Consider the following 26,253-nt stretch of genomic DNA (forward strand, 5'->3'; position numbering starts at 1 on the left):
TTTTATAAAATTCAACATAATTAAAATAACCACTTAGTTTGCAGAAACGAAATCTCCTCCCCTACATCAAGTGATATCAAAATATCTGTTGATGCGTTCTTTTTTGAAAGTACATTCGCGTCTAGGTTATATATGGAACTTTAAGTTTAAATGCAGGCATCACAAATCTAGATGCTATCCCCTGTTTGAGTGAGTTTTGCTGCGTGTTGGAAATTGTAGGCCTTTCAGTTCGTGTACCCGGAGCTTCAAGTAAAGAAGCACTATGGCATTTGCTGAAATCAGGACAGAACAGTGTTTCCGAAATTCCTACTGATCGCTGGTCGCACTTCAGATACCTCCATCCCCGCATTTCAGAGCCCGGCAAAGCATACACTTTTAAAGCGGGTGTCCTAGATAATTTGTGGGAGTTTGATCCTACAGCTTTTGGCATTTCTCCTCGAGAAGCAGAGCAAATGGATCCTCAGCAGCGTATTTTGCTGCAGCTCACTTGGGAAGCTATTGAGGACGCAGGCATATCACCAGATACCATAGCTGGAGATCATGTAGGCGTCTATGTTGGGGCATCTGCGCTTGATTATGCCAACGAAAGCCTGTTCGACCCTAATGTAGCAACCGGTCATTTTATGACTGGCAATACGCTTTCTATTATCTCAAACCGCCTCTCTTATATATTCGACCTTAAAGGCCCAAGTTTTACTGTCGACACCGCTTGCTCGTCTTCTCTGGTCGCGCTCCACGAAGCCTATCGTGCGTTAAACTCTGGCAGAATTGACTGCGCTATTGTCGCTGGTGTCAACGTGCTTGCCAGCCCTTTTCCTTTTGTAGGTTTCGCACAAGCAACGATGTTATCTCCCGATGGGCAATGCAAAGCTTTCGATGCGGGTGGCAATGGCTATGTACGCTCTGAAGGTGGCGTTGTACTTGTCATCAAAAGAAAAGACGCACCGCGCTGGAAAGGTCAGCGCTCCCACGCAGATATTGTTGCCGTCGATGTAAATTCAGATGGTCGTACCGTGGGCATGTCGCTTCCATCGGATGTCGAGCAGGCAAATCTTCTCGACCGTGTCTACAAGGCACACGGAATTGATCCCAATCAGCTTGCATTTGTCGAAGCTCATGGCACAGGAACCCGTGTTGGAGATCCGGCAGAAGCCGGATCGATTGGTCGCACTATTGCGCAGAAGCGACGCGCACCGCTTCCGATCGGCTCAGTTAAAACCAATGTAGGCCACCTGGAACCAGCTTCAGGGCTGGTGGGACTGGCAAAGTCAGTATTGGCACTTCAGAACAATCATTTCCCGGCAAGTCTCCACTTTAACGAGCCAAACCCAGACATCGACTTTGATGCTCTCAACATTCATGTCGCGAGCGAAGGTGTAGAGCTACCACGTAGTGAGAGCCCGAGATATGCCGGAGTGAACTCGTTTGGCTTTGGCGGAACGAACGCGCACGTCATTCTCAAAGATCCGGAAATCAAGACAGATAATGTCGAGCAACTCACTCAGCCAAAAACCGTAAGCTCATTGTTTTTATCAGCACCGACAAAGGAAGCACTGGTTGAGCTTGCAGGTGGTTATGCGCGTGATGGGGTTTTGACAGAGCAAAGCAACCAGAAGATTTGTGCGGCGGCCTTTCATCGCAAACGGATTTTCCCGGAAAAAGCAGTATTTTCTGGTACTGATATCGAGGCTCTTAAAAATACCTTGTCTGACTTTGCATCCGGTCAGAAGAATGCAAACGTCATTTACTCCAATAAAGCGACAAACCTAGGCAAGTGCGCTTTCGCATTTTCTGGCAACGGAGCACAGTGGGCTGGCATGGGCCGCGATGCCTATGTTGCCAACCAGACCTTCAAGATTGCTTTTGAGAAAGTTGATGAGCTTTTCACAAACCTTTCTGGCTGGTCCCTAAAAACCGAACTGTTCAGTGAGACACTTGACGATGCTCTGAAAAAAACGAGCATTGCGCAGCCATTGCTGTTTGCGGTTCAGGTTGCTCTTTGTCAGGCGCTTGAGGACTACGCAATAAAACCAGACATGGTTCTGGGTCACAGTATTGGCGAAGTTGCAGCAGCACATGTCGCAGGTGCCCTCGCGCTGGATGCTGCTGTATCGTTGGTCTATCATCGTTCAGCAGAACAGGAAGTCGTCGCGGGCCACGGAACCATGGCAGCGCTCGTCCTCCCTGCTGATGAGGCCCGTCAACTCATCTCCAAAAGTGGATTTGAATCCCTTGAAGTTGCAGCGGAGAACAGTCCGAAATCTGTCAGCTTATCTGGCACGAAAGAAGACATAGACGGGTTTGCGAAGTTTGCACGGGCCAACCATGTCGCCTTTAGAAAAGTCGCGCTGAATTACCCCTTCCACAGCCAGCTCATTGAGCCCGTTGAGCATCCATTCCGTAACGCAGTCGGGACTGTGACTTCCAAGTCTGCGCAGGTGCCATTTATCTCGACCGTTTCTGGGGCAGTCTCAGATGGCAAGGACCTCAATGCGGCCTATTGGTGGCGGAACCTTCGCAAGCCAGTATTGTTCTCCAAGGCCGTTGCGACCGCTCTTGATCTTGGCGCTGAAACGATCATCGAGATTGGTCCAAAACCGATCCTGCAAAGTTATCTACGCCAGGTCGCTGCTGAAAAAGGCGGAAAAGGATCTGTACTTTCCAGCCTTTCGAACGAGCAACTTGGTGGAACAGACCCAATTATCAATCTCGTCGCCCGTGCTTTTGTTGCAGGCATCAATGTTGATACGGATAAGCTCTTCGGCAAGAACCCGGATGAACCCGTTAATCTGCTCCCTCTCCCCTGGCAAAATAAAAGCTTCCGCTTTGAAAACAGTGGTGAGGCCAATATGGGCATTTTCAGGGGTGGAGATCATCCGCTTTTAGGTTGGCGTCCGAACGCCACCTATAACGTCTGGACCACTCATCTGGACCGCTTCACGGTTCCATTCTTGGAAGATCATATTATCAACGGACAAATGATTTTCCCCGGTGCAGGCTATGTTGAAATGGCTCTTGCTGCCGGTTCCGCTCTTTATGGAAGTGTCGCTGTAGAACTGCGGTCTATGGATATTTTGCAAGCGCTCGTTTTGAGCGACGAATATCTGACCGAAGTTCAAACTGAAATCTCTGAGGAAACTGGGACTGTTAAAATTTCCAGCCGCATGCGCCTGAGCGGAGATGACTGGACGCTGCATGCCGTCGGCAGGGTTGCAAAACTGGAGACTCCAGCACCAAACATTCAACTCAACTTTGAAGCAGCCCAACTCATCAACACGGGTGAGGAAATTTACAAAGCGGCGCTCACATACGGACTTGAATTTGGGCCACGTTTCCAACGCACCCAAAATGTCTCTCAGGTAGATGAGGGTACATTCATCGTCCACCTGTCTGCACTTGAACATGACGAGCAGGTTTCTTCCTTTGGCATTCATCCTGCTGAACTTGATGGATGTTTCCACGGCCTGCTCTCGCTATTCAGAGAGACAACATCCCAAAACAGTCGCCCCAAAGCGTATGTTCCAATTTTCTTTGATAAGGTTCGCCAATATCAAACAGGCGCGTCCCCAGCCTATGTTCGCATTCAGGTCAAACGTGCTTCTGAACTCTCAATTTTAGCAGACTTCCAGATTTTCGATGAAGATGACAACGTCATTATCGCGATTTCCGGAGGCCGCTTCCGTGCAACTGAACTGGGCCGCAAAGACAACCCGTCTGACCTGATCTATCGCGTCGAAGCAGAGCTGCAGCGAAACCCAGCGACCACAGTTGCAAAACTCAACCATAACTTCCCGGCAATTGAAGACTACGTTGCTGAAAAGTTCCGTACTGTTGAAGATGAAGCTGAGCGTGAAGCTTATCTGCTACTAAATGCGGCGGCACAACGAACAGCCTTTGATATTATCTCAAAGTTTGCAGATGGCGAACAGACTGTTTCGGTTGAGGACTTACCAAGTAATCATCGTCGGTATTTTGTTACTCTTTTGACGATTCTTCAGGAAGCTGGGGCAGCGACAGAATGCGGGGTAAATCGCTTTGAATTGAATAGCGATTTTGAGCTTCCTGATTTCGATCTGCTGGTTGAGAGTGTACTGGAAGAAAGTCCGCAAGACATCGCCGCTGCAACCATTCTTGCAACCACACGCAAATTCGTTCTCGATAGCCTTGACCTTGATAGTTTTGAGGGCGATGGTTTCGAACATTCCAGTGCGATGCTCGAGCAATACTGGTATTCCTCCCCGGAAGCACAAACACGAAGCCAGAGTATCTCTGAATGGCTCAGAACCGCGCTTGCGACCTGGGACACAGACACGCCGCTTCATGTACTGGATCTAAGCGGTTCAGGGCTGAATCTGGCAAAAGATATTCAGCAGATACTCCCTAGCCAAGTAACAAAGGTTTCGATCGCTGACAGCAATCACAAAAGCGCGGCGCGTTTGTCTGCCAGTGTTTTGGATGAGCCAAACATCGCTGTATTTGATACGAGCAATCTGGACAGTAACCACACTTGGGATGCCGCGTTAGAACAGGGACCATTCGATGTCATTGTATCATCCGGTCTTCTTCACGAAGCATGTCAGAGCGAGACAAACCTCTTCGAAAAACTCGGACAATCACTGACAGAAGGCGGTCAATTCCTTGCAATCGAACCACTTTCAGATGTTTTCCATGATGTGGCTTTTGGTCTGTCTGAAGACTGGTTTGCCGGCTCAATTTCCGACGAGTATCCGGTCGGCCCGCTGAAAACAAGCAATGACTGGCTGGATCAGTTTACCTCGACATCGTTCAACGCTCCAATCGCAATTGAGGCACTCAAAGAAGGTGCATCCATTGTTTTGCTGAATGCGACTGCAAAACCTGTAGACGTAAGTCAGCAGCTTGATCCAACCGCCGATTTGCCTGAAAGCAAGGCCATGGTCATTCTGGCAGGTAACTCAAAGCTGGAGCAAGAAATTGCGAAGGCTATACAGAGTGATGAGAGATTAGCAGCCTGTAATATCAAGATTCTGGATGCAGATAGTGGGCAGTTCGACCTGAATGAAGCCAGCGGTTGGAAGTCCGCGCTTGCTGGTTCTGCTTTCCTTGATGCAGAACTCAAAACCATCATCCATCTGTATGGTCTGGCAGAGGCCGGTGACGCCCCTGTTGACCAAGTCATGAAGCGCTGTGCAACTTGTGTTGGCCTCGTAAAGGCTTATCCAGGTTTAGCCGGTCAACTCGCACTTGTTGCTCCAGGTGGCAGCGGTCATAACGCTGAACTCGAAGCTCCCGCACAAAGTGCTGCCTGGACGTTTGCACGTGTTCTTGGCAATGAGGCTCCAGAACTGACACCTCTTACCCTTGATGTTTGCATTGAAAAAGGTGCCAAAGGCATTGCCTCCGACATATTGGAGGCTGTTTTCTATCAGAATATGGAGAACGAACTCCATCAGCCGCAAAAAAGCCGAGTAGTTTCACGTGTTAAATCCGGGTTTGGTCAATCCACCTGGAAACCTGCAGAGAATGTTGAACTAAACTTCTCAGAGGCAGGTTCTCTCAACCATCTGAACTGGCGTGGACAGCAACGTACTAAGCCATCTGAGGATCATGTTGAGATTAAAGTCGCCGCGACTGGCTTGAACTTCCGTGATGTTATGTGGACTTTGGGCATGCTTCCAGAAGAAGCGCTTGAAGACGGTTATGGCGGACCTAATCTTGGCTTGGAAATTTCAGGTACTGTTACACGTACTGGTGAGAATGCCGGCGACCTGTCCGTTGGTGACAAAGTAGTTGCGTTTACGTCTGGTGGATACTCTTCCTATGTCACCTGCCCTAAATTTGCGGTGGCGAAACTGGACCAAGGTCAGGATCTTGTCTCTGCTGCGACTTATCCAGTTGCATTCCTGACCGCTTATTACTCGCTCATCCATCTTGGTGAACTCAAAGAAGATCAATGGGTTCTCATTCACGGTGGCGCAGGCGGCGTTGGTCTTGCAGCACTACAAATTGCAAAGCATGTGGGCGCTAAGGTCATTGCCACCGCTGGGTCTGAAGAAAAACGAGAGATCCTTCGTCTGCTCGGTGCCGATCATATTCTTGATTCTCGCAGTTTGCAGTTCCCAGACAAGGTCATGGAACTTACTGATGGAAAAGGCGTACATTCAGTCTTGAACTCGCTTGCAGGCGAAGCGATGGAAGCAAGCATCAATATTGTACGCCCGTTTGGCCGGTTCCTTGAGCTTGGCAAACGAGACTATTACGCAAACACCAAGATCGGTTTGCGCCCGTTCCGTCGCAATGTCTCTTACTTTGGGATCGATCTGGATCAGATCCTGCTGCATGATAGTGATCTGGCACGCAAGCTCATTGAAGATGTCTTTGAGCTGATCAAAGACGGTACTTTCACGCCATTGCCTCACCGCGTGTTTGAGGGTCGCAATGTTCAGGATGCCTTCCGGCTCATGCAACGGTCCGGGCACATCGGCAAGATCCTGATCACGCCACCAAAACCTGAAGAAGTTAAAGTTCCGCAAGAGCGTACCTCTCTCAAATTTGCTCAGGATGGTCATCATGTGGTGATCGGCGGTCTTGGTGGCTTTGGCTTGGAAATCTGCCGCTGGTTGGCTGATAATGGTGCACGGCGTATTACACTCACAAGCCGGTCTGCAAAGGTGAGCGAGCAACACGAAAAACTGTTTGAGACCTTGGCGGAAAAAGGCGTAACTGTCTCCGCGGTGAGCTGCGATGTCACAGATAGAACAGCTGTTCACGGCTTGCTGAGCGAACTGCGCCAGTCCGCACCACTCAAGAGCATCACCCATGCTGCGATGGTGTTGGATGATGGCATTATCCAACAGCTGGACGAGAAGCGGTTCCGCAAGGTGCTTGAGCCAAAAATTCAAGGTGCAAGTCTGCTGGATGAGCTGACACGTCAGGACGAGTTGGACCAGTTTATCCTGTTCTCCTCTGCAACCACCCTGATCGGGAACCCTGGCCAGTCTCATTACGTCGCTGCCAACGGATATCTCGAAGGACTTGCAAGAGCCCGACGTAAAGCTGGCAAACCTGCAATTGCTGTCGGCTGGGGTGCGATCGGCGATGTGGGCTTCCTTGCCAGAAATGCTGAGGTTTCCGACAAGCTTTCCAGGCATCTGGGTGAAGCAACCATTAAGGCTCGTGAAGGTCTGGATATTCTCAAGCTTGCCATGGAACAGGATGATGGGTCTGCACCAGGTGCCGTGGTCCATATTGGCCGTTTTGCATGGGCAGCAGCTCATCAATCTTTGTCACTGTTGAGCAAGCCGCTCTTCCGCGAAATCGTTGGCCGCAGCGATACGGATGGAGACAGCGACAGTGCGACCGATATTCTGTCTCTCATTGAAGGCAAGTCGGATACAGAGGCCAAAGAAATTGTTGCTCATATTCTTGCCGGTGAAATTGGCCGCATCCTGCGCCTACCAGCAGAGGACATTTCTCATCAACGCCCACTTGCGGAGTTTGGAATGGACTCCTTGATGGGGCTTGAACTGAGAATGGGAATTCAGAAACGCTTCAATCTGGAGATTCCGCTGGTATCTATTTCGGGCGGAACGTGTTTGGATGACTTTGCTGCGCAGATCCTACAAAAACTTCGCAAACGCGAAGGTGGAGAGGCTTCTGCTGAGGATGGGTCCCACAGCGTTCTGGCCAGCCAACACCTTTCTGATGATCTGGATGACGCTCAAAAATCAACTGTGCGCGAAATCCTCGATACTCATCAGGACAAAACAGCAAGACTTTTGAATTAATGGCCAAATCAGACAAGAAAAAACTAAGCAAAGACGACCGGTTGAATGCTTTGAGCGCTGTCAGGCGCTCAAAGTCTGCGCTTCCAAAGCAGAAGGCTGCCAAACCTCAAGCTGATAAAGCAATAGCTCCGAAATTTGCGGACCTTCCGGGGTTTAAGGAAATTCGCCTTCAAAAAGCAGCGGCGGATCTGTTGCAGATCAACAATCCTTTTTTCCGTGCGCATGACGCGCGCGCGGGGGCAACGACGCTGATTGACGGAGAAACCTACCTTAACTTCTCCTCCTACGATTATCTGGGACTGAATGGGCATGAGAAGGTTCAGGAAGCTGCCAAAACAGCCGTCGACCACTATGGCATTTCAGCCAGTGCCAGCCGGGTTGTTGCTGGCGAGCGTGTAATCCATACCGAGCTTGAAAAGCTCATTGCTCGGATGCATGGCGTTGAAAGTTCTGTTGCTTTTGTCAGTGGCCATGCAACCAACGTCACCAGCATCGGCCAATTGATGCAGCCGGATGATCTGATCATTCATGACAGTTACATTCACAACAGCATCGTCACAGGTGCAAAGCTTTCTGGTGCCGTTCGGCAATCCTTCCCCCATAACAATTTCGAGGCACTGGAAAACATTCTGGAGCTGCGCGCCCATAAACACCCGCGTACACTGATCGTGGTTGAAGGCGTTTACTCAATGGATGGGGACTACCCGGATCTTCCACGTCTGATTGAGATTAAAAAGAAATACGGTGCCTGGCTCATGGTCGATGAGGCGCACTCCATCGGCATTCTCGGAGAAACAGGCCGCGGCCTCGCCGAGCACTTCAAGGTGGACCCGAGAGATATTGATATCTGGATGGGCACATTCTCCAAGACATTAGCTGGGTGCGGCGGTTACATCGCTGGCTGTAGTGATTTGGTTGACTATCTCAAACTCACAGCCTCAGGTTTTGTGTTCAGTGTCGGCATTGCCCCACCAATCGCAGCAGCGGTTTGTGAAGCCATTCGCCTCTTGGAAGCAGAGCCTCACCGGGTACAGGTAGCACAGTCAAACGGGCAGTATTTCCTTGAGAAGGCTCAGGCTGCAGGTCTTGATACTGGTGTCAGCCAAGGCTGTGCAGTTGTTCCGATCATGATGGGCGATTCATTAAAGGCGACTGTTTTGGCTGCGCGTTTGCTCGATCGCGGGCTCAATGTATTGCCAATTATCTATCCGGCAGTTCCAGAAAAATCGGCTCGTCTGCGCTTTTTCATCACGTCAGAACATACTGAAGAGCAATTAGATCAGGCGATCGAACTGGTGAACGAAGAAATAGCGAATTACGATAGTAATCCTATTTTAATTCAACAGGTTATGTCTGCTTAGTTAGCAATATGAAATTGAGTCAGCGCTGATAATTAAAGCGCTGATTTGCTAGTCTGCGCAGTTTCCAGGGCAGCAGTTTTCCGATACGAACACTCAGCGCCAGTTGCCATGGGAATGCATAAAACGCTTTTTTCCGTGCAATCGCTTTCATTATTGAAGAAGCAGCTTCCTCTGCCGTGTATTCATAAGGTCGCCAGCTTTTAAATTGATCGGCCATCGGCGTCAGAATATATCCCGGACAGATCACGGATACTGACACTCCCCACTTATAAAGGTGGTCCCGCATCGCTTCACCATACGCGATCACACCAGCTTTTGAGGCCCCATACGCAGGTCCATCAGATATCGGCTGCATTCCTGCCAACGAGCTGATCAACGCAATTCGACCGCTTTTACGCTGCTGCATAAATGGTGCGACCGCTGTCAAAACATTGACAGCTCCCCCGAGGTTAGTCGCAATCTGAGCATGTGCCGTCTCTGCAGTCTCGACAGCGCCATCAACCTCATGTGACCCCGTGATACCTGCATTAGAGATGACCAAATCGAGAGTTGTGTGCCGCTCTAACTCCTCAACCCAGTTTTGAAGAGCCACCGCATCACAAACATCAAGCGCTTTCCAAAGTACAATGCCCCCTGCTCGCTCAACCTCACGCACAGTCTCAAGCAGCCGCTCCTCATTTCTCCCAGTCAAGCAAAGAGTTACGCCTTCACCTGCATAAGAAATAGCCAAAGCCCTCCCCAACCCGGAGCTGGCACCTGTGATGAGAATCGATCTCGGAGAAAACATAAAAAAAGGGCTCCAAACAACGCGTATTTCATTTGTTTTGGCAAACAGAAAGTTAACGTGCAACCTAGATTTCTACGGACTTCCAGAAAGTGTGACTTTCTCCAGAGAAAACAACAGGTAGTTGAACTCCTTTCCAATCACAAATTTGAAATCTATCTCAGATTGAGGTATTAATCTCTTCATTCGAGCTGGGTGTTTTTGACATGCGTATTTTTAATCCGGCAATAAAGTGGATAGAAGATTTATGAATTTATTACCCGACTCGACCAAGTTACGGTCGACCCAAGTATTTTCAGACTTCTTTAAATCCATTGCTGTCATTACACCCTTGCTGGGTCTCCTAGCTGGCTGCGCTGCACTACCTTCAGCTGGCCCTATGTCTGCAGAGATTCAGGCTGGTTCTTCTGATCGACGTGCGGATCCCTTCGACTATCATCTCATTGATCTTGACGATTCCGTTGTATCAGTGCTTTCAGCCTATCAACCTAATGGTTTGTCAAAAGTTTTCACGGGTGCAAAATGGGCTCCAAAACATATCGTTGGCATTGGAGACACTGTTTCTGTTGTCGTTTGGGAACAAGGCATTGATCGTTTATTTACACCGACAGGACAAGCCGGAGGTGTGGAGTTAGGCCCATTTGTGGTAAGCCAAAGTGGCGCAATTACTATACCATATGTAGGAAAGGTAAATGCGCGTGGAAAGTCTGTTGAGCGGCTTCAAGAAGCGCTACAAGTCGCGCTAGATCGCAAAGCAAATAATCCGCAAGTAATTGTAACACTTGTACAGAACGCAAGCAGTTTAGTCACCATAAATGGCGCTGTTAAAAATCCTGGGCAATATCCCTTAGATCTGAATGGCAAGCGATTGCTCGATGTTGTCGCGAATGCTGGCGGAAACTCACTGCCTGCAACAGAAAGTTATGTGTCGATTACGCGTAATGAGCGTCAGGCAAAGCAGCTGTTGAGCACCGTCTTTCTGAAAAACTACGAAAACGTATATATGCGACCAGGAGATCGTGTCTTCATCACGCATGACCCCCAGACATTCACAGCTTTTGGAGCAGTACCAAAGGTTGGAGAATATCCAATTCAAGCCTCCAATGTTTCTCTTATTGAGGCACTAGGCCGTATTGGTGGTCTCGACGAAGCATCTGCAGACTCAAAAGGGTTATTTGTTTATCGTTATGAGAAATCAGAGATTCTTGCAAAGTTGAGCTCAGATTATAAGATTGTGAATAACGTCGGTGTTCCAGTTATTTATCGACTTAATATGCGCGATGCCCGCTCTTATTTCAAAGCGCAGCTCTTCACGTTAAGGGATAAAGACGTGGTATATGTTTCCAGCGCCTATGGGGCCGAGTTAAATAAATTTGTCAAAATTCTAAGCGGAACTTTGGCGATTGGAAAAGTCGCTCGTACGTTCTGAGTTTGAGGCCAATAAGACACAGCGCACGTCATGTGTCTAAAGCGAAACCAAAGCATATTTCTCAAACTGAATTGTCATGTTATGTTCTATTATGATCATGCTGAGAGTTTGAAATAGGCATCCCCTCGACGATTATATGCACATTTGAAAAGGTGAAGACCTAATATGGAAAAAGGGACAACCGCAAAAGTTGCAAAGATTCGTCGTGCAGATGCATCCGCTCCAGATCAAATTGCGCAATCTGAAAACTCTACTAGAGCGAAACCTGCCGAGCGTCCTGCAAGATCTAAGTCTTCACCCAAAAAGGCAGCTTCAATCGTCGCACTGCCAATTGATACATCAAATAAGACGAAAAAAAGAGACACTGAATCACAAGTTTTCTTTCGAAGTTTGAGACCACAACAACTGAGGCGAAGAGCGTTAGCTCTTTCATTCGCTTTGATGGTTCTTTTGCCTAGTATATTAGGTGCTACTTACTTTCTGCTTATTGCCTCTGAGCGCTATGCATCGTCGATAGGATTTTCAGTTCGTGGAATGGATGGTACATCCGCTGGGGGCGATTTCCTAGGAGCGTTGACTGGATTAGCCAGTGTAGGAACGACAACTACAGACTCCTTTATTCTAATGGATTATCTGGAAGGTAGAGAGGTCGTAGAAAAGCTCTCTAAAGATATCGGTATTGTTAGCCACTTCAGTAAGGATAATGTAGATTTTGCCTATCGTTTGGATCCAAACCTACCAATAGAGGAATTAGTCGCCTATTGGCAAAGTATGATTACAACGAGCTTTGATAATACCTCGAGCATTATTGAGGTAGAAGTTCAAGCATTTTCACCAGAGATGAGCGAGCTTATTGCTTCACATGTTCTTTCTTATGGGGCAGAACTTGTGAACACACTTTCTCAGAGTGCACGTCGTGATGCAGTAAAGTTTGCTGAAGAGGAAGTCCTCCGCGCAGAATTACGCTTAAAGATGATCCGTAGGCGAATAAAGGATTTTCGAAGCGCTGAAAGCTCAATTGACCCGACAAAAAATGCTGAAGTTCAAATTGAGCTTATTGCTGGGCTAGAAAAGCAGCTCTTGGATACTAGGTCGCGACTTGCAACACTTGTTGGAACTATCGATGAGAGTTCCCCGACAATCCGGCAGTTGCGGAAACAAGAAGAAGTTTTAATTAAGCAAATATTAAATAAGCGGGATGAAATAAGCGGGAAAAACCTGACGCGTCTTCAGCCTTTAGCTAGCGGATCAGATCGTCTTTCCTCGCTATCCGCACTATTGGCAAATTACGAAGAACTGGTAGTAGAGCAAGAGTTTGCCCAACAAGCCTACACTTCAGCACTTGCTGGTTTGGAACGCTCGCGCGCGGAGGCAGATCGCCAGCAACGATATCTTGCAGTTTTTCATCCTCCAGCAAAACCACAAGAAGCAATTTATCCGAGGCGCTTGGTCAATTCTCTCATTCTGTTTCTTGGGTTACTCGCCGTTTGGGCACTTGCTATAGTGATTGCTTATTCCATCCGTGACCATCTCAAATAGTTAGTGCATATGGAAGGCGTTATCACCACTCAAGCACGTGTCATTGGTGCATTAGTTCTACGAGAAACTAGAACCGCATTTGGCGACACCCAGTTGGGATACCTATGGGCAGTTGTCACTCCGACTCTAAGCACTCTTGTATTAGTCTTTATTTTCTCTACTGTTGGAAGGGCCCCTGCATTCGGAACAAGTTTTGCTTTGTTTTTTGCCACGGGTGTTTTCCCTTTTCAGACATATTCTAAGTTATCAAATTCATTGATGACGGCAATTAGTTCTAGTCGCGGTCTGTTGAGCTACCCACTAGTCAAAGAAACCGACATTCTACTGTCAAAGTACATTTTGATTACCTTGACATATTTCATGATAATCATTGTTTTTTTTACTACATTAGTTTTGTTCAATGATGCACCTATACCTGTTCGAGTTGAAGAATGTGGAATTGCTTTCTTCATGCTTACGTTACTTGGATTAGGAGCCGGAGCAACAAATGCAGTCATTTTTAGATTGTGGCCAACCTGGAAGCAATTGGAAGCTATTATAAGTAGGCCTTTATTTTTTCTTTCTGGGATATTCTATGTACCTAGTGATTTTCCAACAGATATTGTAAAGTTATTGTCATGGAATCCCGTTCTTCATGGGATCGAGTGGTTTCGAGAAGGGTACTACGGGAATTATGATAGTATTGTTCTGGATAGAACTTATCTTCTAACTGTCGCTACAATACTTCTGCTTATTGGCTTCTTTGGCGAGCGCCTCTATAGAAAGAAATCTATTAGATGATAGAATTTCAAGAGGTCCATAAAAGTTATCGCCTCAAAGGCGTGACTAAGACAATTTTAAACAAACTCACAACTAGATTTCCAACCGGCAAAAACATCGGCATCTTAGGACATAATGGAGCTGGCAAATCTACACTTATGCGTCTAATCGCTGGTGCAGAGTTGCCTGATAGTGGTCGGATAAAGCGCAACGTGAAAATATCATGGCCTCTAGGATTTGGCGGCGGCTTTGCAGGAAAGATGACTGGTATTGAGAATGTGCGTTTCGTGGCGCGAATGTACGGTGAAGACACTGAGCGCATGGTAGAATTTGTTGAAGATTTCTCTGAGCTTGGCCCCTCGATGACACTTCCGATTCAGACTTATTCTAGCGGTATGAAGGCACGCCTCGCTTTCGGAGTTAGCATGGCGATCAATTTCGAGTGCTATCTTATTGATGAGGTCACGGCCGTTGGAGATCGGCGTTTCAAACGAAAATGCGACGAAGTATTCGAAAGCAAACTTAAACACGCCAATATCATCATGATTTCTCATTCAGAACGAACGATAAAAAAACTCTGCGATACCGCTTGCCTGTTGCATGAGGGTGAGTTGATTATGTATGACTCTGTCGATGAAGCGCTTGCTCAGCATCGGGAAAATCAGCTTAAGTAGCTGAGTGTGGGTGTCCTAGTGGATCGATCAGTTCTTATTTTACAGTCCCACCCTTCTGCCTTTTGTCGGGCGCTTGTTGAAGAGTTTGAAGCTCGCAAGATCAGGTACACCATTGTTAACTTTTCACTTAGTGACTGGTATTTTCGCGTTGGGTTGGGGGCGAAAGCTTATTGGGGGCGGTTGAAGAACTGGCAAAGCAGGTTGGAGCAGCTGATTGATGAGAATGGTATCACGGACATTCTGTACTATGCAGATCGGCGACCGTATCACCGGGTAGCGCATGATGTTGCCATGCAACGGGGCATCAACACATTTGCCTATGAGTTTGGTTATATGCGCCCGGATTGGATCACGCTGGAGCGCGGTGGCATGGGAGTGTACTCGCACTTCCCGAATGATCCGGCACAGATAAGGCAAAGCGCCGCTGACTTGCTTGAGCTGAAAGCTGCAAGCCGTTTTCCGCATGCGTTTTTGCAGGAGGCGACCAATGAGGTCATCTGCAACCTGATCCCGATCTTCTTCCCATATCTGTTCCCGTTTTATCAGCGGGATCGCTACTATCATCCGTTCAGGGACTATTTCAGCTACATTCCGCGCTTGATGCGCCAGAAACGGCTTGGGCAGGAAGCGGAAGAGGCAATCAACACGCTCATCCAGCAGCAGGCCGAGTATTTTGTCGTCCCTATGCAAATGCAGGGCGATTATCAGATCAGGCATCATTCGCACTACAAGCATCTGTCCGGTTTCATTCGCGAGCTTTACAGCACGTTTTCGCAAAGCGCTTCAGCTGAGAGCAAGCTGGTGTTCAAGCTTCATCCGTTTGACAACAACGTTGAGAACTGGCCGAAAGTCATTCGCGAGATTGCTGCGGAGTTCGGTTGTTTGGAGCGCACAATCATTATTGATGGTGGCAATCTAAATCAGTTGCTCAGGCATTCGCGTGGGTGCGTGCTGGTGAACAGCACGGTTGGTATGGAAGCACTGAAAAGCGGCGTACCGGTGAAAGCCATGGGTATTGCTGTCTATGATATTGCCGGATTGACGGACCAGCGGTCTCTGGATGACTTTTGGAGGGAACCAGCTCTACCGGATGCTGACCTTTATCACGACCTGGAAAAGCTTATGGGGCATACCATTCAAGTGCATGGAAGCTTTTTTAATCCCGAAGGTCGAAAGATCGCGGCGCAAGAGTTTGTGAAACGCATGATGGAGGATGGCGTCAACGGTCATGGCGCGTTTGTTGAAACGCCGCCGCGTCTGGCGCAAGCCAAAGCTGCTGGCGTTCCCATCCCGGCAAATTGTTACTGGAGTGACAAATGACTTCAGAAAACAAGCGCTGCATTTTGCTGCTGCAAGGTCCACTTTCCAAATACTACGCCCGCACTGCACACCATTTGGAGAAGCTGGGCGCGAAGACGCTTAAGGTCCATTTTTGTGGCAGTGATGTCCATGACTGGGAGCAGACAGAAACCATCCATTTTTCTGAGCCTGCTGAGAACTGGGCCCTTTTTCTAGAAGCCTTGATTGTTGCGCATGGGGTCACTGATATTCTGCTTCATGGAGACCGGCGCTACTACCATAAAGTCGCCATTGGTGTTGCCAAGCGTTTGGACGTCACCATCATTGCGACCGAGCTTGGCTATCTGCGTCCGGATTGGATGACAGTCGAGTATGGTGGCTGTTCTGCGCTTTCGCATTTCCCGCAGAACAAGCAGGATCTGATGGCGCTGGAGACACAGCAGGCGGATGACACGCCCACCGTCCTTTATCCTGGCAGCTATAAGCAGATCGTACTGCAAGAGCTCGGTTTCACATTCTATAACGCAGTTCATGCCCGCAGGTTTCCGCACTACCACAATCACCGCACGGAATCTCGTGTGCAGGTTTATGGTGGCTGGCTCAAGGCTCGCCTGCAGGCCAAGCGCCGAAAGCAGGAAGCGGATGTTATCTGGAACCAGTTGAAGCAAAGCGGCACACCTTATTATCTCTTTGCCTTGCAGCTGAATGGGGATTTTCAGATCCGGGATCACTCTCCCTTTGCCAGCATTTATGAGGCAATTGAGAAGGTCATCACCTCTTTTGCACGCAATGCGCCTGAAGGGACATTGCTGCTGCTCAAGAGCCATCCGCTGGAATACCGCTTCAAAGAGCTGTCTCGGGCAATTGTTGAGGCCAGCCGGAAGCATGGTGTTGAAGAGCGCACGCAGCTCATTCATGGGCAGACGATCAAAGCACTTGCTGAACCATCCCTTGGGATGCTGACCATCAATAGCTCTGCCGGCATTGAAGCGCTTGAATATGGTGTACCGACCTGCTGCATTTTGCCAACGATTTACGATATGGACGGCCTGACGCATCAGGGCGACTGGGAGACGTTCTGGCGCTCAGCAACACCGCCGGAGCCAGATGTGTTCCGCAAGTTTATCGATGCGTTGAAAACCACCATTCAGGTGCGCGGGTCACTTTACAATGCGGCTGGCCTGGAAGCTGCGGCAAAGGGGACAGCAGAAAAGATCCTCTCCACCTCCTACGCAGAGCAACGCCTGAAACGGGTAGAGCCGCCAAGGATGGAAAAAGCACGGAAAATGGGCGTCACCTACGATTACTTTATGTAGTTGACGACCACACTATGCAATTGGGGAGTATGCATGCAGATTTGTCTTGTTTCCAACGCCAGCGTTTACACTGATGCTGCTTTACATTCTTTGCTGGCATATCCGGAAATCAAGATCTGTGGCCTTGTGAAGTGCACCGCCGTATCGGGTAAGCGCAATGACTGGCGGGCTTACAAGGATCTTATGCTCCGCTCCGGTCCGCTTTATGCGGGATACCTGGGTGCCGTGACAAAGCCAGCCTACCGGATGCCACATGTTCCCAAATGGAAGAGCATGCGGACCTGGGCTCATAGCCTGCAATGTCCTGTTTTACCAACGAATGACGCCAGCGCGCCTCAGACTCTCGACTTTATCGAGCGTTGTAAGCCGGATTTGATTCTGACGGTTCATCTGGGGCAGATTTTGAACACGGCATTTTACGAGCGGTTTTCCGGCAAGACCTACAACATCCATCCCGGTAAACTGCCGATCTACAAAGGGCCGGATCCGGTCTTTCATGCAATTTTGGAGAATGAGCAGGCTTTCACCCTCAGCCTGCATGAGAGCATTCAAAAGATTGATGCGGGTAAAGTGCTGGCGGAAACACCTGTAGTGCCGGAAAAGAGAACGCTCTTTCGCACCAACCTTGACCTGTTCCGCAAGACAGGGAAGCTCGTCGCCTCCCATTTTCTTGGCAAGAACGACTGCCCACCAGCACCGGATGACCGGGCGCCGCGGTATCGCAGCTGGCCCACCAATGGCGATGTTCTGAGGTTTCTGACCCGCGGCAACCGGCTTTAAACCGCACGGAAAGCACGCGACACGTTAGTCCGCGCGCGCAGCCACTTCCTCTGAGGTCTCAGGTTCAACTCCCGTTTCCTTCTCGGCTGCACGGATACGCTGGCGAGACAGCGAGAACAGGCCAGCACCCACCACGATGATTGCACCGAGAATGGTGCTCCAGATTGGCAGGTCGGAGAACACAAGGAACCCGATCGGGATCGACCAGACCAGCTGAAGGTAGTTGAACGGCTGAATGTCGCTTGCCTGTGCCAGCGAAAGTGCCTTCATCAGCAGGAAGTGTGCGGAGGTCCCCGTTGCGCAAATGCCGAGCAGCAGCGCCCATTCCACTTCATCAAACGCCATCATGTGTTGAGAGCCGATGATGGTGGAGAGAACTGTGCCCACGATGCCAACATAAAGGAATGACGTGAGCGCGCTGTCATCCTGGCTCGCAACACGGGTAAACAACTGATACAGCGCAAAGCTGACCGAGGCAGCCAGCGCCACCACAGCGCCCCAACCGCCGATATTGCCGTCCGGCTGCAGCATCACCAGCAAGCCTGCCATACCGCAGAACATTGCCAGAATGCGGCGCCAGCCAACCGTCTCGCCAAGGAAGAGAGCCGCAAGCCCCGTCACGATCAGCGGATGGGCTTGAAAAATTGCCGTTACATCGGCCAGTCCCAGCATGCTGAAGGCGAAGGTGATCAGGCAGATTTCGGCAAACAGCAGCAGGCCGCGAATAATCTGGAGCACCGGACGTTTGGTGCGCACCACATTATAGAGCCCTTGTTCGCTGATCATGGCCCAGCCAACCGCAATCACCAGCAAAACCCAAAAGCGCACCATCATGATGAACCAGACCGGGTGGTCTGACACGAGCTGCTTGGTGATCGCATCCTGCATCGCGAAGATCAGCGTAGACAGGATTGTAAGCGCGATACCCATGTTTCGCTTGCCGAGGAGCTGAGCCATTTTGTGTCCTTGTTAGCAGCACAAATCCGCTTACCGAGGCGAACCGGAAAGCGAATACAGTGGGAGGAAATGTGCTGAAAAGAATTCTTGGATGCCAATCGACATCAATACTGCACGTATACTGTGATGCATCACAAAGCAAATGCAAAAAGCAAGGGACACTCCTTTTTGCATCACAGTTAGGTCAGGTGCTTTGTTTTTTGAAAAACGGAGCTTAGCAGCCTTCCGTCACTTCCTGCAGGTCGGCAGGCTCGTCACATACTTTCACAAGCTTCGACAGCAGGGCGATCACCAGGGGAAAGACCAGTGAACTGATAACAACAGCAAGCGCGAAGGCAACAGAAAACGACTTGAACCACAGCGCCATAAAGTTTTCGACAAACCCGAGGTTCAACACCAGCATGGCAAATGACATCATAATGCTCATGAAGAATGAAATGCTGATACGCAGCAGGTAGCCATAGGTCCGTGGGGAAACATTCATGCACTTATCTCTATTTTTGTTTGAGGTCAAACTATATGAAATCAAGTCAAACTGTCAAGATACCGTAGCGCATGGCAGTTATGCAGAGCCGTGGTTTCATCATCTCACCAAAACCACCAGTAATTGCATTGTATTTTCAGTATGATCCGACATTAAATTCAGCGAATTATTAAAGCGGCAATGCCTACACTCGCGGATCGGGTCATTTCCCGCGAGGACCCTCGATGTGACCATCATGATGCAATCGAGTCAGGCTCTATGGATACAAACAACAGCTTATATCGCCCTCCGGCACCTCACCCATACACTGAAGGCACGGGGGACTTTGATGGCGTTGAGACAAACCTCCTGAGGCACCTCCCGGAAGAACTTTACAAAGCAGATATCGTTGACATTTCCACGGCAGAGCAACCCAATTACCTGATCAACGACCCGGACCTCATCTCCGTTATTTTTGAAGAGAAACCCGAGATCTTCGTCAAAGCCGAGGGAATGATTGAGCTGTTGCGCCCGTTACTGGGCGATCATCCGATTGTGACGAGCAACAACCGGTGTGTAGACCAGCGCGATATGATCCGGCCCATCGGCACCATGCGCACCCAGCAGGTGAATTTTGAGCACATCCAGAACTCAATCAACCGGTTCGAAGATTATTGCGAAGAAATTCAAAATGAAAACCGGGTGATAGACCTGTCTTTGCTGCTCAGACGCCTGAATGCAGACATCGCTTACAGAATGCTGTTTTCCAACGAGCTGCCAACAGATGTGTTCAACGAGATCAACTCCCATGCCCGTGACTTTGAGAAGCGCATCTCGCAAGTGATCCGTGAGACGGCAGAACAAGGTGTTGCCTGGCAGCTGCCCAAGCTACCCCAAACAGCCATGTATGCGGCCCAGCAACTGCGATATCTGGTCAGTATGCTCATTGATGGCAATATCCAGCACAACAGCTTTTCCCATCACAGCTTCTTACATAAGTTTCTCATTGCCCGTTCTCCAGAAACCAATATCCCCTTCACTCGCAAGCAAATCGTGGACCACGTCACCACAATCCTGAACAGTCAGGAGCTGGCCGCCGCAGCTTTGATGTGGGCGTTCTTTGTTCTCTCCCAATGCCCTGAGGCCAAGCAAAAGATCCGCGAAGAGGTCAGCAAAGTGGGTGGGCAGGACGACATTCAGTTCGAGCAGCTTTCACGCCTCAGATACACCCGCAATGTCTTCCGCGAGATCCTGCGGCTCTACCCGCCTATCCCGCACCTGACCCGTCGCGCCAGCAGACCAATCAAACTGGGTAAACTGGACCTGCAGGAAGGTGCGCAGATTACTGTGTCCCCATGGATTGTGCATCGACATCAGCAATACTGGTTCAACCCGGACCGTTTTGATCCTGAACGCTATATGCGCAAAGATCAGCACATCATCATGAAAAGCTTCCTGCCCTTTGGACGCGGCCTGCGCATGTGCACCGGCGCAAGCTCCGCCATTCTTCAAGGCACGCTCATTCTGGCAAACCTCGTTACCCGGTTCGACATAGACATCCTCAACGCCGACAAAGTAGAGCCGGAAGGTGTCCTCTTTCTCGAACCAACCCGCCCCATCGTCTGCAAAGTCACACCACTCCGCACTTAGGCGGGCATTCCAACATCACAACCGCTCGACGCCAGTCCTCATTCAGTGCTAATGCATTGCTCTGCTGAGTAGCTCCGACATGTGAGGGTGGTTATGTCTGTTGAGTTGAAGCCGATGGTATTGGCGGATGTGCCTGTGCTGAAAAATATGTTTCAGCTCTACCTCTATGACATGTCCAAGTACATGCACTGGCCGGTTTCTGCAGCGGGCGGGTTTGAGTTTGATGAAAACATCGTGCTTGCTTACTTCCGCGAAGCCGACCACCATCCCTATTTCATAATGCAGGCTGGTGAGATCGCAGGTTTTGCGCTGGTGCGGCAGTATCCCTATGACACCACGCTGATCGACATGGGCCAGTTCTTCGTGCTTGGAAAGTTCACACAGCAAGGCTTGGGACAAGCGGCCCTGAAAGCCTGCCTGAAGCTGCATCCGGGAGACTGGCAAGTGCGCGTGCTGCCCAAAAATACTGGAGCACTGGCATTCTGGACAAAGACAATCTCTGATCTGACCCATGCAAGCCACACGCCCCGCTCCGGTGACTATCAAGGAACAGAGATGACCTTCCTCCACTTCACCAGCCAAAGCACACTGGCCTCCACCACCTAGCCAACAGCTGGTGCCTCTGCCCACCTCGTTATACTAGCCACGAAACACCCGAACAAAGGACCAGCTTTGAAAATTCAGTCGCTATGGCACTACCCAATCAAATCTCTGCTTGGAGAAACGCTTAGTAAACTCGACCTTGATGAAAGAGGTGTGGTTGGCGATAGGCAATTCGCTATTTCTGATGACCAAGGAAAATTCGGTAGTGGCAAGAACACGCGGCGTTTCAGACGTATTGATAACCTGTTGTCATTACGTGCTGTATCGAGGGAGGGCGTTGTGTCAATTGGTTTTCCGGACGGGTGTGCCATTGATATTAGCTCAGAAAAAATCAATCACAGACTCACTGAGTTTCTTGGACAGCCAGTGACAGTCGTTCCAGAGAGAAACATCCCACATTTTGACGATGGTTCGGTGCACCTGTTGCTTTCATCAGAAGTGGCAAAATTGCAAAGCCTTGTTCCAGGGACACAAATTGATGAGCGCCGTTTCCGGCCGAATATCACCTTGGATGTACCGCAGGATGTAACCGATGACGATTTAATTGGCAGGATACTGACAATAGGTGGTGTGCAGCTGGAAGTGACACATAAAACAGAACGCTGCAGAATGGTAACCATCGCCCAAGATGACCTTGAGTTCGAGCCAGACATCTTGCGACCCATTGCACGCGATTTCGACGTTAAGTTTGGCGTTTATGCCAAAGTTGTCCAATCTGGTTCAATTGCTATCGGACAAAAGGTGAGTGTCTCGTAAAGCTGCATAGCACATACCTCTGAAGGACCCAGAGCAGGACTTGCGTGTTTTTTGCTAGATGAGAATGGTCCAGTATGTGTGCATCGCAAACCACATAAGTTCACTAAAAGATGACTCCAGAAAGACATCTTTAGAGGCTTCGCTTTAGATAAGACCAACAGCAAGTATTCGATTATGAATGGAGAATTGTATGAGTCAGCAAGCGTTTAAGGCCCATAGCCTTCTTGGTGCATTTGTTGCGGACGCCGCCTCGCTGGGGCTGCACTGGCTCTATGATGTTGATCGCATCCATCATGTCACGCAGGAACATGATGACTCTGCTGCTTTCGTGCCGCTGACTCCATCTTACTTTGAGGGCGTGCCAGCTTATTTCGCTCATGCCAATCGGCAGGACGGACAGTTCACCCAATACGGTGAAAACCTGCATCTGGTGCTGGAGCATCTGCTGGCTCACGACAAACACCTGAAGATGGAAGAGTTTCAGCAGGCCTTTACGGCTCACTTTGGCGCTGGTGGCACCTATAACGGCTATATTGACCGCCCAACACGGGGCACGCTGGAAAACATTGCTAATAAGAAGCTCACCCCTTCTGGCGTAGATGATGATCAGCTTCCTGCGCTCTCCAGGATTCCGGCCGTGCTATTCGCCTATGAGCAGAGCGAGCAGATGCAGGATCAGGTGGAAGCGATTATCCGCTCCACAAATGACAATGAAGAATCCGTCGCTTACGGCTTTATGTTTGCCGATCTTCTGGACCGTGTTGTGAACGGTGAAGACTTGCAAAGCGCCCTGTCTGCTGCAGCTGATGCTGCCCATCCTGATATTCAGGAGAAGCTTTTGGCTGCTCTTTCCGCATCAGAAACGGACCCCGTGGCATACGGTGAGAGCACGGGCCGTGCTTGTCACCTTGGCATGGGCGTGCCGCTGAGCTTCCACATCCTCAAGAACACAGGTTCTTATCGTGAAGCGATTGAAGCCAACATTCTGGCAGGCGGAGACAGCGCTGGCCGTGCCATTCTGATCGGTGCCGTTCTTGGCGCAATACATGGTTTGGATACCGACAAAGGCATCCCGCTTTCATGGATTTTGAAGGTCCGGAACAATGCAGAACTCTGGCAGGAATGCTGCGACTTGACCGGGCATAACTAGGGACAAAATCCGAAGATAAACACCGGTTTTCGGCGCGGAATACGTGCAGCATCGAATATTTATGCATGCTGCGCGTATTCGTATGAACGCAGTGTGTTTTTAGCTGCTTGAATCTCCCAAAACGCTTTCTCGGTTTGTTAGGGCTGTCCCTGAGTTTCCCTTGTGGGTTGCGATAAAACACCTCAAGGTTGCAGGCGCACCTCTTTCAAACCAAAGTGTTTCCAATGGTCTTTCGCCCCCGCAATAGCAGCCTTAACCGCAGGAATTTCCTTAAAACTTCAGCCTCTTCCGTCGTTGTTGCCGGCCTGTTTGATCTGAACCTCAACAAGCCAAACGTTTCATCCAGCGGCAAGAGTGTGATCATTATTGGCGCAGGCATTGCGGGCCTTACAGCGGCCCGCGAGCTGATGGATTCTGGCTACACTGTGCTGGTGCTGGAGGCGAGCAACAAGATTGGTGGCCGCATCCGCACCAACCGGGCGCTCGGTGTTCCCATCGAGGAAGGGGCCGGTTGGATCCATGGGCCTGAAGACAATCCGATCATGAAACTTGCGGAGCAATCCGGTCAAAAAACCTTTGTTACAAAAGACTCCAACTTTGCCGTCTTCAACCACAGAGGCAAAAAAATTTCTAATCAGATGATCTCCGAGATGGGACAGGAGCACCGGCAGATGCTGGATCTGATTGGCTCCGGCATGACAAAAGATATGCCCCTTTCCGAGGCGCTGGAGCATATGGCGCCGAAAATGTCCCGTGACCCGATCTTCAAATGGATGACATCCGCTTACACCGAGTTTGATACGGGCAGTCCGGTCAACGAACTTTCTGCCATGTACTTTAATCAGGATGATATGTTCCACGGTGAAGATGTGGTTTTGGTAGACGGGTACGACAGGCTTTTGGAACCTCTCACCCATGGGATCGCAATACTCACCCGCAAACCGGTGCGCCGCATCGCGTACCATGATCGCGCTGGTGTCTTTGTTCAAACGGACAAAGAAATTTTTGAGAGTGATTTCGTGATTGTCACGGTGCCACTCGGCGTGCTCAAGGCGCAGGACATCGAGTTCATTCCGCCCCTGCCCGAAATACATAGGAACGCAATTGAACGCGTTGGTATGGGAGACGTCACAAAAGTAGCTATGAAATTTGACGAGCTCCACTGGCCTGAAAACACACAGTATTTTGGCTTAATGACGCAAACGCAGGGCCGCTGGAATTATTTCCTCAATCATAAGCCCTTTATCGACGCAAACGTACTCACCGCACTGAGCTTCGGCAACTATTCCCGCATGATAGAGACCATGGATCACGACTATATGCTTGAAGATGCTATGAAAGCTGTGCGCACCATGTTCGGTTGGGACACGCCTGATCCCCGTCACTACATCGCAACCCGCTGGTCGCAGGATCCTTACACAAAAGGTGCTTTCTCTTACGCCAAAGTTGGCTGTAATCCCTATGATTTCAACGTGTTATCCGAACCTGTCAGCAGGTGCCTGACCCTAGCCGGAGAACACACAAATTTCCAGTACCACGGAACCGTTCACGGCGCTCACCTAAGCGGTAAGAAGGCAGCAAAAATCGCAATGGAAACAATGATGTAGAGGAATGCTGTTTTCTGACAATCTTGAGTCTAAACGCAAAAAAAGCCGCAGGAGAGCAATCCCGCGGCTTTATCTTTTTCAAAAATTACATTGTTAATACAGTGCCTTACGCCTTCGCGTCAATCTCCTCGAGCACGTCCAGAAGCTGGTGCGGAAGGCCAATTGTGTAATCCGGCTCTTCATCCGCATTTGCTGGCTCTGTCGGATAGCGCGGTGTCCAGTTGATCCAGACAGATGTCATCCCCAGGCGGTTGGCGCCGGCCACATCACGCTCAAGGTTATTCCCTACCATGACGCAGCCTGCGTGGTCCGCTTCTTCCAGCCCCAAAAGCTTGACCGCTTCAAGGAACATCCGCGGATCCGGCTTGTGGCAACCAACGGCTTCTGAGATCGACCGCGCATCGAATTTATGCCAGAAGTCCATAGCCTTATGGACATTCTCAAAGCTCTCCACCAGACCGTCAGCAACCAGCGCAACCATGTAGCCGCGCTCCTTGAGCCAGTCCACCAGCTTATCCCCGCCCGGGATAGGTTCCGCAGAGAGCACTAATTCCCCCTCAACGAAAATCTGGGAGCCCTCGTCGATCAAAGTATCCCCGCTGTCGAGGAACACAGCCTTCACGCCTCTCGCCTCTTTTCGCAGCTGAGCCAGAACAGAGCGAACCCGAGACGGAACAGAAGCCTTCAACTCTTCCCAGGGCATCATCTCAACAGAGCGCAGATCGAAGATCTGGTCGAAATGATAAGACGGTTTGAACGCCTTAGATTCCATATACTTACGAGCGACATGATGATCATAAGGCTTCAGGTCAGCCAGCTCTGCAGCAAACATATCCTGCACAAGAATGGTGCCTGATCCCGCCCGCTCACCACAGCAGATGCAAGTCACCGCAAAGTTCGCCCGCAGCGCTTCAGAACTCGCTGCAAAGGCGTGTTTTCCCGGTTCAGAATAAAGGGTTATCCGCCCTTCTTGCAGCGGCACCTGATGATCCCAGGAGCTCAATTCTCCCGCACAGCCATGCGCACTGCCTTCAACACGCATCACCTCACCAGCTTCGGAAAGGTACACCCAGATGTGCTCCAGCTCATACAGGTGTTGGATATCCCAGTCCCACCAGATGGCATATTCGATCGCAAGCACAGCGCCATTTAGCTTTATTTTATGGGCACTTGAGACGGATATGCCGTCCTGATCATAGAGCGTATACCCCAGTGCTGACGGGAGGAAAGGTTCTTTGTCGTCAAACCGAATAACAGGCGCATGCTGCTTCACCAGCTCTGCAATATCTGCCGATGTTGCCTCAGAAAAAGACAGAGGGGCTGCGGAAATATTCAATTGAAACTCCTTGTTCTTCTTGTC

General features: G+C 49.8%; 18 protein-coding genes. 14 read left to right on the plus strand and 4 right to left on the minus strand.

The annotated features are described in order from the left end of the window. The first annotated feature begins 203 nt into the window (after positions 1-203). Together DHN43_RS18855 and DHN43_RS18860 are read left to right on the plus strand one after the other, a co-directional pair. Positions 204-7,766, plus strand: a complete 7,563-nt coding sequence (locus DHN43_RS18855) for a type I polyketide synthase (RefSeq protein ID WP_108819657.1) — start codon at positions 204-206, stop codon at positions 7,764-7,766. Beyond that, positions 7,766-9,127 (plus strand): aminotransferase class I/II-fold pyridoxal phosphate-dependent enzyme, encoded by a 1,362-nt coding sequence (locus DHN43_RS18860; protein ID WP_108819658.1) that lies wholly within the window; start codon positions 7,766-7,768, stop codon positions 9,125-9,127. Before DHN43_RS18855 ends, DHN43_RS18860 begins: the two co-directional genes overlap by 1 nt. Positions 9,128-9,146: 19 nt before the next feature. On the opposite strand, the gene DHN43_RS18865 is transcribed toward DHN43_RS18860, so the two are convergent. Further along, positions 9,147-9,914: an SDR family NAD(P)-dependent oxidoreductase gene (locus DHN43_RS18865; protein WP_108819722.1), complete on the minus strand. Its 768-nt coding sequence runs from the start codon at positions 9,912-9,914 to the stop codon at positions 9,147-9,149. 244 nt (positions 9,915-10,158) lie between these two features. Between DHN43_RS18865 and DHN43_RS18870 the strand changes: the two genes are divergently transcribed. The 7 genes from DHN43_RS18870 to DHN43_RS18900 all read left to right on the plus strand — a co-directional run bounded on the left by DHN43_RS18870 (position 10,159) and on the right by DHN43_RS18900 (position 17,707). Next, positions 10,159-11,340, plus strand: coding sequence for a polysaccharide biosynthesis/export family protein (locus tag DHN43_RS18870; protein ID WP_108819659.1), 1,182 nt, complete (start codon positions 10,159-10,161; stop codon positions 11,338-11,340). Positions 11,341-11,505: 165 nt separating this feature from the next. Next, positions 11,506-12,879 carry a hypothetical protein gene (locus DHN43_RS18875; RefSeq protein WP_063303039.1) on the plus strand — a complete coding sequence of 458 codons (1,374 nt, stop codon included), beginning with the start codon at positions 11,506-11,508 and terminating at the stop codon, positions 12,877-12,879. 9 nt (positions 12,880-12,888) lie between these two features. Next, on the plus strand, positions 12,889-13,659 hold the full coding sequence (locus DHN43_RS18880) for an ABC transporter permease (protein ID WP_108819660.1): 771 nt from the start codon (positions 12,889-12,891) through the stop codon (positions 13,657-13,659). Continuing rightward, complete coding sequence (locus tag DHN43_RS18885) at positions 13,656-14,312, plus strand: ABC transporter ATP-binding protein (protein WP_063303037.1); 657 nt, start codon at positions 13,656-13,658, stop codon at positions 14,310-14,312. The genes DHN43_RS18880 and DHN43_RS18885 overlap by 4 nt, the downstream gene beginning before the upstream one ends. An 18-nt stretch (positions 14,313-14,330) precedes the next feature. Beyond that, the gene (locus DHN43_RS18890) at positions 14,331-15,632 is read left to right on the plus strand and encodes a capsule biosynthesis protein (protein ID WP_208995489.1); all 1,302 of its coding nucleotides are present in this window, start codon (positions 14,331-14,333) and stop codon (positions 15,630-15,632) included. Continuing rightward, on the plus strand, positions 15,629-16,927 hold the full coding sequence (locus tag DHN43_RS18895) for a capsular biosynthesis protein (protein ID WP_108819661.1): 1,299 nt from the start codon (positions 15,629-15,631) through the stop codon (positions 16,925-16,927). Before DHN43_RS18890 ends, DHN43_RS18895 begins: the two co-directional genes overlap by 4 nt. Positions 16,928-16,960: 33 nt before the next feature. Next, the gene (locus DHN43_RS18900) at positions 16,961-17,707 is read left to right on the plus strand and encodes a formyltransferase family protein (protein WP_108819662.1); all 747 of its coding nucleotides are present in this window, start codon (positions 16,961-16,963) and stop codon (positions 17,705-17,707) included. A 24-nt stretch (positions 17,708-17,731) separates the two neighbouring features. Here the strand turns inward: DHN43_RS18900 and DHN43_RS18905 are convergent, their stop codons facing one another. Together DHN43_RS18905 and DHN43_RS18910 are read right to left on the minus strand one after the other, a co-directional pair. Continuing rightward, positions 17,732-18,664, minus strand: coding sequence for a DMT family transporter (locus DHN43_RS18905; protein ID WP_063293512.1), 933 nt, complete (start codon positions 18,662-18,664; stop codon positions 17,732-17,734). Positions 18,665-18,878: 214 nt separating this feature from the next. Beyond that, positions 18,879-19,148 (minus strand): DUF2798 domain-containing protein, encoded by a 270-nt coding sequence (locus tag DHN43_RS18910; protein ID WP_057461061.1) that lies wholly within the window; start codon positions 19,146-19,148, stop codon positions 18,879-18,881. A 258-nt stretch (positions 19,149-19,406) separates the two neighbouring features. On the opposite strand from DHN43_RS18910, the gene DHN43_RS18915 reads away from it, so the two are divergent. The 5 genes from DHN43_RS18915 (at position 19,407) to DHN43_RS18935 (ending at position 24,893) form a co-directional block, all read left to right on the plus strand. After that, complete coding sequence (locus DHN43_RS18915; RefSeq protein WP_063307046.1) at positions 19,407-20,777, plus strand: cytochrome P450; 1,371 nt, start codon at positions 19,407-19,409, stop codon at positions 20,775-20,777. A gap of 93 nt (positions 20,778-20,870) precedes the next feature. Beyond that, a complete protein-coding gene (locus DHN43_RS18920; RefSeq protein WP_108819663.1) occupies positions 20,871-21,383 on the plus strand; it encodes a GNAT family N-acetyltransferase in 513 nt (170 codons plus the stop codon). A 66-nt stretch (positions 21,384-21,449) separates the two neighbouring features. Beyond that, positions 21,450-22,136, plus strand: coding sequence for an MOSC domain-containing protein (locus DHN43_RS18925; RefSeq protein WP_108819664.1), 687 nt, complete (start codon positions 21,450-21,452; stop codon positions 22,134-22,136). A 190-nt stretch (positions 22,137-22,326) separates the two neighbouring features. After that, positions 22,327-23,286, plus strand: coding sequence for an ADP-ribosylglycohydrolase family protein (locus DHN43_RS18930; RefSeq protein ID WP_108819665.1), 960 nt, complete (start codon positions 22,327-22,329; stop codon positions 23,284-23,286). A gap of 224 nt (positions 23,287-23,510) precedes the next feature. Beyond that, positions 23,511-24,893, plus strand: a complete 1,383-nt coding sequence (locus tag DHN43_RS18935) for a flavin monoamine oxidase family protein (RefSeq protein WP_108819724.1) — start codon at positions 23,511-23,513, stop codon at positions 24,891-24,893. 106 nt (positions 24,894-24,999) lie between these two features. Here DHN43_RS18935 and DHN43_RS18940 read toward each other — a convergent pair whose 3' ends face one another. Then, positions 25,000-26,229, minus strand: a complete 1,230-nt coding sequence (locus DHN43_RS18940) for an HAD family hydrolase (protein ID WP_108819725.1) — start codon at positions 26,227-26,229, stop codon at positions 25,000-25,002. Positions 26,230-26,253 lie beyond the last annotated feature (24 nt).

The organism is Pseudovibrio sp. Alg231-02, assembly GCF_900143565.1.
Classification (GTDB): Bacteria; Pseudomonadota; Alphaproteobacteria; order Rhizobiales; family Stappiaceae; genus Pseudovibrio.

Bases quoted from the DNA above. Each gene is read 5' to 3' on its own strand.
- DHN43_RS18860 (WP_108819658.1), top strand. From the start codon at position 7,766: ATGGCCAAATCAGACAAGAAAAAACTAAGCAAAGACGACCGGTTGAAT.
- DHN43_RS18865 (WP_108819722.1), bottom strand. From the start codon at position 9,914: ATGTTTTCTCCGAGATCGATTCTCATCACAGGTGCCAGCTCCGGGTTG.
- DHN43_RS18870 (WP_108819659.1), top strand. From the start codon at position 10,159: ATGAATTTATTACCCGACTCGACCAAGTTACGGTCGACCCAAGTATTT.
- DHN43_RS18875 (WP_063303039.1), top strand. From the start codon at position 11,506: ATGGAAAAAGGGACAACCGCAAAAGTTGCAAAGATTCGTCGTGCAGAT.
- DHN43_RS18880 (WP_108819660.1), top strand. From the start codon at position 12,889: ATGGAAGGCGTTATCACCACTCAAGCACGTGTCATTGGTGCATTAGTT.
- DHN43_RS18885 (WP_063303037.1), top strand. From the start codon at position 13,656: ATGATAGAATTTCAAGAGGTCCATAAAAGTTATCGCCTCAAAGGCGTG.
- DHN43_RS18895 (WP_108819661.1), top strand. From the start codon at position 15,629: ATGACTTCAGAAAACAAGCGCTGCATTTTGCTGCTGCAAGGTCCACTT.
- DHN43_RS18900 (WP_108819662.1), top strand. From the start codon at position 16,961: ATGCAGATTTGTCTTGTTTCCAACGCCAGCGTTTACACTGATGCTGCT.
- DHN43_RS18905 (WP_063293512.1), bottom strand. From the start codon at position 18,664: ATGGCTCAGCTCCTCGGCAAGCGAAACATGGGTATCGCGCTTACAATC.
- DHN43_RS18910 (WP_057461061.1), bottom strand. From the start codon at position 19,148: ATGAATGTTTCCCCACGGACCTATGGCTACCTGCTGCGTATCAGCATT.
- DHN43_RS18915 (WP_063307046.1), top strand. From the start codon at position 19,407: ATGGATACAAACAACAGCTTATATCGCCCTCCGGCACCTCACCCATAC.
- DHN43_RS18920 (WP_108819663.1), top strand. From the start codon at position 20,871: ATGTCTGTTGAGTTGAAGCCGATGGTATTGGCGGATGTGCCTGTGCTG.
- DHN43_RS18930 (WP_108819665.1), top strand. From the start codon at position 22,327: ATGAGTCAGCAAGCGTTTAAGGCCCATAGCCTTCTTGGTGCATTTGTT.
- DHN43_RS18935 (WP_108819724.1), top strand. From the start codon at position 23,511: ATGGTCTTTCGCCCCCGCAATAGCAGCCTTAACCGCAGGAATTTCCTT.